The sequence below is a fragment of the Parasphingopyxis sp. genome, from assembly GCF_052168275.1.
Classification (GTDB): domain Bacteria; phylum Pseudomonadota; class Alphaproteobacteria; order Sphingomonadales; family Sphingomonadaceae; genus Parasphingopyxis.
Window position 1 is genome coordinate 1 of record NZ_JBQLZM010000095.1, and the last position, 8,698, is coordinate 8,698.

The 8,698-nt window shown below is 65.0% G+C and carries 11 protein-coding genes and 1 pseudogene; 5 read left to right on the forward strand and 7 right to left on the reverse strand.

The features are described 5' to 3' along the window. Positions 1 to 101: 101 nt before the first annotated feature. The gene (locus tag ACTS1X_RS08475) at positions 102 to 470 is read right to left on the reverse strand and encodes an endonuclease domain-containing protein (protein ID WP_442613953.1); all 369 of its coding nucleotides are present in this window, start codon (positions 468 to 470) and stop codon (positions 102 to 104) included. A 61-nt stretch (positions 471 to 531) separates the two neighbouring features. Here ACTS1X_RS08475 and carB point away from each other — a divergent pair, with 61 nt between their 5' ends. From carB to ACTS1X_RS08495, 4 genes are all read left to right on the forward strand, one after another. Then, positions 532 to 3,882, forward strand: a complete 3,351-nt coding sequence (gene carB, locus ACTS1X_RS08480; protein WP_442613954.1) for a carbamoyl-phosphate synthase large subunit — start codon at positions 532 to 534, stop codon at positions 3,880 to 3,882. 78 nt (positions 3,883 to 3,960) lie between these two features. Further along, positions 3,961 to 4,440, forward strand: coding sequence for a transcription elongation factor GreA (greA, locus tag ACTS1X_RS08485; RefSeq protein ID WP_442613955.1), 480 nt, complete (start codon positions 3,961 to 3,963; stop codon positions 4,438 to 4,440). Between the two features lie 25 nt (positions 4,441 to 4,465). Next, positions 4,466 to 5,092, forward strand: coding sequence for a rhomboid family intramembrane serine protease (locus ACTS1X_RS08490; protein ID WP_442613956.1), 627 nt, complete (start codon positions 4,466 to 4,468; stop codon positions 5,090 to 5,092). Beyond that, positions 5,085 to 5,555, forward strand: a complete 471-nt coding sequence (locus ACTS1X_RS08495; RefSeq protein WP_442613957.1) for a GFA family protein — start codon at positions 5,085 to 5,087, stop codon at positions 5,553 to 5,555. Before ACTS1X_RS08490 ends, ACTS1X_RS08495 begins: the two co-directional genes overlap by 8 nt. Before the next feature lie 10 nt (positions 5,556 to 5,565). Here ACTS1X_RS08495 and ACTS1X_RS08500 read toward each other — a convergent pair whose 3' ends face one another. The 6 genes from ACTS1X_RS08500 to ACTS1X_RS08525 all read right to left on the reverse strand — a co-directional run bounded on the left by ACTS1X_RS08500 (position 5,566) and on the right by ACTS1X_RS08525 (position 8,312). Next, positions 5,566 to 5,802 (reverse strand): DUF4170 domain-containing protein, encoded by a 237-nt coding sequence (locus ACTS1X_RS08500; RefSeq protein ID WP_442613958.1) that lies wholly within the window; start codon positions 5,800 to 5,802, stop codon positions 5,566 to 5,568. Positions 5,803 to 5,874: 72 nt separating this feature from the next. Then, a complete protein-coding gene (locus ACTS1X_RS08505; protein WP_442613959.1) occupies positions 5,875 to 6,480 on the reverse strand; it encodes an MlaC/ttg2D family ABC transporter substrate-binding protein in 606 nt (201 codons plus the stop codon). Between the two features lie 92 nt (positions 6,481 to 6,572). Further along, positions 6,573 to 7,043 (reverse strand): hypothetical protein, encoded by a 471-nt coding sequence (locus ACTS1X_RS08510; RefSeq protein WP_442613960.1) that lies wholly within the window; start codon positions 7,041 to 7,043, stop codon positions 6,573 to 6,575. A 2-nt stretch (positions 7,044 to 7,045) separates the two neighbouring features. After that, entirely contained in the window at positions 7,046 to 7,435 is a 390-nt protein-coding gene (locus tag ACTS1X_RS08515; RefSeq protein ID WP_442613961.1) for a hypothetical protein, read from the reverse strand. Then, on the reverse strand, positions 7,432 to 7,854 hold the full coding sequence (locus ACTS1X_RS08520) for a phage holin family protein (protein ID WP_442613962.1): 423 nt from the start codon (positions 7,852 to 7,854) through the stop codon (positions 7,432 to 7,434). The genes ACTS1X_RS08515 and ACTS1X_RS08520 overlap by 4 nt, the downstream gene beginning before the upstream one ends. After that, positions 7,851 to 8,312 carry a hypothetical protein gene (locus ACTS1X_RS08525; protein WP_442613963.1) on the reverse strand — a complete coding sequence of 154 codons (462 nt, stop codon included), beginning with the start codon at positions 8,310 to 8,312 and terminating at the stop codon, positions 7,851 to 7,853. The genes ACTS1X_RS08520 and ACTS1X_RS08525 overlap by 4 nt, the downstream gene beginning before the upstream one ends. Positions 8,313 to 8,466: 154 nt before the next feature. Between ACTS1X_RS08525 and eno the strand changes: the two are divergent. Further along, positions 8,467 to 8,698: pseudogene (gene eno, locus ACTS1X_RS08530) on the forward strand (phosphopyruvate hydratase); the annotation flags it as partial.

Consider the following 8,698-nt stretch of genomic DNA (forward strand, 5'->3'; position numbering starts at 1 on the left):
AGGGCTGGGGAGAGGGGGGCTGTGCTGTCCGCAGGCACGGCGTTTCAGGCAGACGGACTACCCCCGCTCCCTTCGCCGCTTCGCGGCTCTTCCCTCTCCCCCTAGAGGGGGCGAGGGATGTCCGGGTCGTGTCCGAGTGCTGTAAGTATGTCGCGCGCGACGCCTTCGATATTGTTCAAGACTTCGGCATTGGTGAATCGCAGTACCCGGTAGCCGCGCGTTTCGAGAGCGGCAGTCCGCGCCGCGTCTTCGCTTTCCCGAGCGGCATGACTGTCGCCGTCGAGTTCGATGACGAGCCGTTCGGAGCGGCAAGCGAAATCGGCGATGTACGGAGCGAGGACGACTTGCCGCTGGAATTTAACGCCGAGACGGTTGGCGCGGAGCGCTTCCCAGAGCGCGCGTTCGGGCGGGGTCATATTTGCCCGGAGTTCCTTGGCGCGTTGTCGTGTGACCGGATGCCGTTTCGTCATTCCCCCTCTCCCAACCCTCTCCCCCTGAAGGGTGAGAGGGCTCAGTGCAAGATGCCCGCCCATGCCTAAACGCACCGACATCTCCTCCATCCTTATCATCGGCGCTGGCCCGATCATTATCGGCCAGGCGTGCGAGTTCGATTATTCGGGGACGCAGGCGGTCAAGGCGCTCAAGGAAGGGGGCTATCGGATCATCCTCGTCAATTCGAACCCGGCGACGATCATGACCGATCCGGAGCTCGCGGACGCGACCTATGTCGAGCCGATCACGCCCGAAATCGTCGCCAAGATCATCGCCAAGGAACGCGCGGAGCGGCCCGACGACGTGCTGGCCCTGCTGCCGACGATGGGCGGGCAGACGGCGCTCAACACGGCGCTGGCGCTCGACCAGGACGGCACGCTCGAAAAATACGGCGTCGAGATGATCGGCGCGGACGCCGATGCGATCGACAAGGCCGAGGACCGGCTGCGCTTCCGCGAAGCGATGTCGAAGATCGGCCTCGAAAGCCCGCGCTCGATGATCGCGCATACGATGGACGAGGCGCTGGAAGGCTTGGCGTTCGTCGGGCTGCCGACGATCATCCGGCCGAGCTTCACCATGGGCGGCACCGGCGGCGGGATCGCCTATAACCGCGAGGAATTCGAGGAAATCGTCCGCGGCGGCCTCTCCGCCAGCCCGACCAGCGAAGTGCTGATTGAGGAATCGGTGCTCGGCTGGAAGGAATATGAGATGGAGGTGGTGCGCGACAAAAACGACAATGCGATCATCATCTGCTCGATCGAGAATGTCGATCCGATGGGCGTCCATACCGGCGACAGCATCACCATCGCGCCCGCGCTGACGCTGACGGACAAGGAATATCAGATCATGCGCAACGCATCGATTGCCTGTCTGCGCGAGATCGGCGTCGAGACGGGCGGGTCGAACGTGCAATTTGCCGTGAACCCGAAGGACGGGCGGCTCGTGGTCATCGAGATGAACCCGCGCGTTTCGCGCTCCTCGGCGCTGGCCTCCAAGGCGACGGGCTTCCCGATCGCGAAAGTCGCGGCGAAACTGGCGGTCGGCTATACGCTCGACGAGATCGACAACGACATCACCGGCGTGACGCCCGCGAGCTTCGAGCCGACGATCGACTATGTCGTCACCAAGATCCCGCGCTTCGCCTTCGAGAAGTTCAAGGGCGCCGAGCCGGTGCTGGGCACGGCGATGAAATCGGTCGGCGAGGTCATGGCGATCGGCCGCAGCTTTACCGAGAGTTTGCAGAAGGCGCTGCGCGGGCTGGAGACCGGGCTGGTCGGCCTTAACTGGGTCGACGATCTGGTCGGCGCGCCCAAGGCGCGCATCGAGGCGGCGCTCTCCGAAGTCTCGCCCGACCGCCTGCTGGTGACGGCGCAGGCCTTGCGCGAAGGCCTGAGCGTCGAGGAAGTCCATGCGATCACCAGATACGAGCCCTGGTTCCTCGAACGGCTGGCCGAGATCGTCGCGGCCGAGCGCGGCGTGATCGAAAACGGCCTGCCCAACGATGCGGCGGGCCTGCGCAAGCTGAAAGCCATGGGTTTCTCCGACAACCGGCTGGCGCGGCTGGCGCTGGCCTCGACCCATATCCGCGAGGGCATGGAGAAGGCCGCCTACAGCCCCGGGCTGATCGGCGAGGCGCTGCAGGCGATGGCGGGCGGGGTGACCGAAAGCCAGGTGCGCGCGCTGCGCCACAAGCTGGGCGTCCGCCCGGTCTTCAAGCGGATCGACACCTGCGCCGCCGAGTTCGAGGCGAAGACGCCCTATATGTATTCGACCTATGAGGCGCCGAGCTTCGGCGAGCCCGAATGCGAGGCGCAGCCCAGCGACCGGAAAAAGGTCGTGATCCTCGGCGGCGGGCCGAACCGGATCGGGCAGGGGATCGAGTTCGACTATTGCTGCTGCCATGCCTGTTTCGCGCTCGAGGAGCAGGGCTTCGAGACGATCATGATCAACTGCAACCCGGAAACGGTGTCGACCGACTATGACACGTCGGACCGGCTCTATTTCGAGCCGCTGACCGCCGAGGACGTGCTCGAGATCCTGCATGTCGAGCAGCAGTCGGGCGAGCTGGCGGGCGTGATCGTCCAGTTCGGCGGCCAGACGCCGCTCAACCTGGCGAAAGCGCTCGAGGAGGCGGGTATCCCGATCCTCGGCACGTCGCCCGACGCGATCGACCATGCCGAGGACCGCGAGCGGTTCGCCGATCTCGTCGCCGAACTCGACCTGAAACAGCCCGAAAACGGTATCGCGCGCAGCGGCGAAGAGGCGCTCGCGGTGGCCCGGCGCATCGGCTATCCGGTGCTGATGCGGCCCTCCTACGTCCTGGGCGGGCGCGCGATGGAGATCGTCGACAGCGATGCGCAGCTCGAGGACTATATCCAGACCGCGGTGCAGGTGTCGGGCGACAGCCCGGTCCTGATCGACCAGTATCTGCGCGACGCGATCGAGGTCGATGTCGACGCGATATCCGATGGCGACGACGTGATCGTCGCCGGCGTGCTCCAGCATATCGAGGAAGCCGGCGTCCATTCGGGCGACAGCGCCTGTTCGATCCCGCCCTACAGCCTGTCCGACGATATCATCGCCGAGATCGAGCGGCAGACCGAGGCGCTGGCCATCGCGCTCAAGGTCCGGGGCCTGATGAACATCCAGTTCGCCGTGAAGGACGGCGAGGTCTATCTGATCGAGGTCAATCCGCGCGCCAGCCGCACCGTTCCCTTCGTCGCCAAGGCGATTGGCCATCCGGTCGCCAAGATCGCGGCGCGCGTCATGGCCGGCGAAAAGCTCGCAGACCTGCCGAAGATCGACCGCGCGATCGACCATATCGCGGTGAAGGAGGCGGTGTTCCCGTTCGCGCGCTTCCAGGGCACCGATCCGGTGCTCTCGCCCGAAATGAAGTCGACGGGCGAGGTGATGGGCATCGATGACGATTTCCCGACCGCCTTCGCCAAGTCCCAGCTCGCGGGCGGCACGACCCTGCCGAGCGAGGGCCGCGTCTTCGTGTCGGTCAAGGACAGCGACAAGGCGCATATCCTTCCGGCGATCCGGGATATGGTCGGCTACGGTTTCACGATCGTGGCAACCGGCGGTACGGCGAAGTTCCTGCAGGACAATGGGGTCGAAACGCAGCGGATCAACAAGGTCGCGCAGGGCCGCCCGCATATCGTCGATGCGATCGTCGACGGGGATATCGACCTGATCTTCAACACGACCGAAGGCTGGCAGTCGCTGAAAGACAGCGCGTCGATCCGAAAATCCGCGGTTTCCAACCGGATTCCCTATTTCACGACGGCGCCCGCAAGCGCCGCCGCCGTAAGGGCAATCGGCGCATTGCGCACGACGGAGCTTGAAGTACGGCCGCTACAGGACTATTATTCAACTGCCGAACGCTAATCCCGACAATTTGTGCGGAAACAGCAGGCGGACCCCGACGGGCCGCTGCACGGCAGTTTTTTGACGAAAGGTAAGGCAATGGCGACAATAGAAAAAATGCCGATGTTGCTGGAAGGCTATGAAAAGCTGAATGCCGAGGTGAAGCGCCTGAAAGAGGTAGAGCGCCCCGAAGTGATCGATGCGATCGAGGAAGCGCGCGCGCATGGCGATCTCTCGGAAAACGCCGAATATCACGCGGCGAAGGAACGCCAGGGTCAGATCGAGGCGACGATCGCCGACTATGAAGACCGGCTGACCCGCGCCCAGGTCATCGACCCGAAGGATCTTTCGGGCGACAAGGTCGTGTTCGGCGCGACCGTCCACCTGCTCGACGAGGACGACAAGCCGATCAAATACCAGATCGTCGGCGAGATCGAGGCGGACGCCAAGTCCGGCAGGATTTCGTACAGCTCGCCGCTGGCGCGCGCGCTGATCGGCCGCAGCAAGGGCGACGAGGTGGAGTTCACCGTGCCCGCCGGCGACAAATATTTCCTGATCGAGAAGATCGAGTTCGTTTAGGGCGAAAGGGCAGGGGAGCGGCTTCATGGACTGGCAGACGCGCCTCGCCCAATCGACGCTGACGACCCGGATCATTCTCGTCACGGCGGCCTGCTGGCTGCTGGTGGCGGTGCTCGGGCTCGAACGCTGGGCCTATGGCTTTGGCGGGTTCATCCCGCTGCGGTTCGACGAGGGCTTCACGATTCCCGGCGCGTTGCCGGCCGTGCTGACGCCGCTTTCGGCGACGCTGCTGCATGCCGATGCGATGCATCTCGCCTTCAACATGCTGCTGATGTTCGTCTGCGGCCGGGGCGTGGAACAGGCGTTGGGCAGCAGGGGCCTGATCGCGCTGTACATCGTCGGCGCCTATGTCGCGGCGCTCGGTCACTTCCTGTTCAACACCGAGAGCGCGGGGCCGATGATCGGCGCGAGCGGCGCGGTGTCCGCGATCATCGGCGCCTATGCGCTGCTCTATTCGAAGCCGCGCAACGGGGTGGGCGGCTGGCGGCACGTCGCCTCGCTGGCCGGCGCCTGGATCGTGATCCAGCTGCTGATCGGGCTGACGACTTATGGTTCGCCCGCGCCGGTGGCGATCATGGCGCATATCTTCGGCTTCGGCGCGGGGCTGCTGATGGCCCGGCCGCTGCTGATGTGGCGCTATCGGGATGTCTGAGGAGGCGGACCGCGTTTTCCGCGCATCCTGCTCATGCGGTGCGGCCCGGCTGACCCTGACCGCATTGCCGCGCCACCGCTTTTTCTGCCACTGCACGATCTGCCAGGCCGTCTATCGCGCGCCGTTCGCCGACGTCACGGTGATCCGCGCTGACCGGGTTGCGATCGACACGCCGGAGGCGATCGCCTTTGCGCGGCACAAATCGCCGCCCGCCATCGAGCGCGGCACCTGCGCAAGGTGCGGGAAGCCGGTGGTCGCGACGGCCGATATGCCGCTGTCGCCGAGGCTCGCGTTCATCGCAGCGAAGAATTTCGACGATGTGGACATGTTGCCACCGCCGTCCCTGCACATCCATTACCGGACGCGCAGCGCCGATATCGAGGACGCGCTGCCCAAGCGCAGCGGGCCGCTGGCGAGCCAGCTGGCGGCCATGCGTCCGATCCTGGGCGCGATTTTCGGCTAGGGCGGACGCCCTATTTCCGGGCCGGTTCGATGATTTCGGGCTCGAGCAGCCGGTGCAGATGGACGACGACATATTTCATTTCGGCATCGTCGACGGTCGCCTGCGCCTTGGAGCGCCAGGCCTCCTCGGCCGCTTCGTAATTGGGGAAGATGCCGACCAGGTCCATGGAGTTGAAATCGTTGAAATCGAGCGTGCGCGGGTCGGAAACCCGGCCGCCGAACACGAGATGGAGTTTGTTTTCGCTCATGGCCGCGCCCCTTAATCGAAAGGCGGCGATATTGCTACCGCCGCCTTTCAAACTTTCGATTGTCCGGCGGGCTCAGGCCCCGCGGCTTTCCATGAAACGGACGAGCCGGTCGAAACCGTTGCGCTGGATATAGCTGTCGAAATCCTGCGCCTGGTTGAGCGTCAGGTTAATTCCGGCAACGCGCATATTGTAGACCTTGTAGCTGCCGTTGGTACGCGTCAGGTACCAGATCGCGGTTACGGGACGCTGGCCGGGGTTGGTGATCCGCGTCTGCACGAGATAGGTGCTGCCGCGCTGCGTGGCGTTGGTCACCTCGACATCGGCACGCGCATAGGACGACAGCCGGTCGGCATATGTGCCGAGGATGAAGCCGGGCAGGGCGCGCTGATAGGCGCTGTACTGGCTCGCACTGATATCGTCGCGCCAGCGCCGGATCAGCCGGTCGCCGATCTGGTTCACGGCGAAATGCTGGCCCAACAGCGAGCGGAACCGGCTGCGGCGTTCGGCCGCACTCCCGGTACGCAGTGCACCGAGCCCGTCCGCGGCCAGGCTTTCCACGAAGGCGGAAGGACTGGACTGGCTGACCGCTGCATGTGCCGGGGCCGCGACGATCGCCGGCGCGGCAACCGCGCCGGCCGCCATTGCGCCGGCGAGGAAAATCTTGGGAAAGCGTGTCATGATCGTCTCAAAATCCTGTTATTGCAGTTGATTATGAGTTTTAGCCTCTCCCGGCTGAACCGGGATTGAACTGTTCGTTACCTCGCAGACAGTCAGCCTTCGCCGCGGGCCTTGCGCGCGGCGGCGCTGCTCGCCTCGGTGGCGGCGGCCTTGGCTTCTTCCATGACTTTCTTCGCGGTCTCGCGGGCCGTGTCCTTGACGAAACCCAGCTCGTCCAGCTTCTCCTGTCCGACCGCCTTGGCGGCTTCCGCCGCTTCGCGGGCACGGCCGGTGATCTCGCTGCCATAGGGGCCGAGCAGTTCCGTCTCGCGCCGGGTGCGGGGAAGAAGCGCGCCGATCAGCATGCCGATGCCGAGCCCGCCGACAAGCGCGGCGAGCGGGTTGCTTTCGACCGTGTCGGCCGTGCGGCGTCCGGCGCCGGCGGCGCGTTCGCGCGCCGACGCGTACAGTTCGCCCGTGCGTGCGGCCGCTGTTTCATATGCTTCTTCGGCCCGCGCGCGCGTCGCGCGATAGGATTGGCGGACGGTTTCGCCGGCCTTGGTTGCGGTTTCCTTGACGGTCATGGTCAAACCTCCTCGGTTATGATGGTGACGGGCGCCGGTTCGTCGTCTTGAATGCGCCCTTTTATCCTTTGCTCTGGCAACGAACGGAAATCCTCTCCGGTTGCCTCCTTCTTCGAAAATTTTCCGCGCAGCGCCGACGCGATCGGCTTGCGCAACAGCAAGAGGCCGATTGCCGCGCCGACGGCGACGATCGTGCCCGGGCGTCTGCGGGCGGCGCCGGTAACCTTGTCGACCGCCCCGGACGCGCCGTCCTTGATCTGGCCGATCGCATTTCTGGCGATGGCGTCCGGCGCGAAGTGCTCCTGGGCGATGCCGAGCGACCGGAACCAGTTGGCACGGGCCTCGCGTTCCGCACGGCGCGCGTCGTAGAGCCGTTCTTCCGCGGTTTTCACGATATCCGCCCGTCTTCCGCCGCCGGCGAGGCGAGTTGGTCATGCTCCGCGAGAGAAGGCGCGACGTCGAATTCGTCGTCGTCGAACAGTTTCTCGTCGAGATCAGGGAACGTCCTCACGCCCCAATAGCCGAGCAGGCCGGCGATCGTCAGGCCGACACCGCAGACGATGATGCCGGAGAGGAGCGGGCCCGTGAACTGCGCCAGGGAAATGACCAGCGCCATGAGCAGCGCGACGAGCGCGGCCGCCGCGATCAACAGCGCGACGACCATCAGCGCCGCCGCCTTCCGGGCCTGCGACACCCGGTACAGGACGATCGCGCGGTACAGCTTTATCCGGGACTTGGCGAACTGCTCGCCGTCCTCCAGCAGTCCGGCGACGATCCGCCGATAGGAGATATCGTCGCCGTCCTGGCTCATGCCTCTTCCCGTTCTCCGAGACCCGATTTCACGAGCCGCGCGATCGCGAACCCGGCGACTGCGGCGATGCCGATCGCCACGACGGGGCTGCGGCGGACGAAATTCTCCGCATCGCGCAGCATGTCGTCGACTTCCTTGCCCTCAAGCTTTTCGGCGAAGCTCGCGACGGCGCCGGCGGCCATGCGGGCATATTCGCCGTAGCTCTCACCGAGGCGCTGATCGACCGACTTGGCGGCATCGTCCATCGCGGCCGACACGTCCTTGATCGCGCCGGTCGCCTTGTCCTTGCCCTGCGTCGCATATTCGCGCGCCTGCTGGGTCGCCTGCGTCTTGAGGTTGCTCGCCTCTTCCCTGATGCGTTCCTTCGCCTTGGTCACGGCGCCCTTTTCGGCCTCGTCCGCCGGAACGTCGATAACCGTATCGGTGCCCTCGGGCAGATCGGGTTTCTTGCTCGCCATCATTCTTCCTCCGTAACGAAACTTCTATCTGTGTATTAAGCGCACGAAACGCAATCATGTTCCGTGCTTTTCCCCAGTTTACAGCATTTGCTTCGCGGGCGCAGCATGGATAGAGCAACGCGGTCAATAGCCCGTATCCGAAAAGGTCTCTCCGATGACTGCCATTGCCGATATCCGTGCCCGCGAAATCCTCGACAGCCGCGGGAACCCGACCGTCGAGGTCGATGTCGCCCTCGCGGACGGCAGCTTCGGCCGCGCGGCCGTGCCGTCCGGCGCGTCGACCGGCGCCTATGAGGCCAACGAAAAGCGCGACGGCGACGCGGATCGCTATCTCGGCAAGGGCGTGCTCGAGGCGGTCGCCGCCGTGAACGGCGAGATCGCCGAGA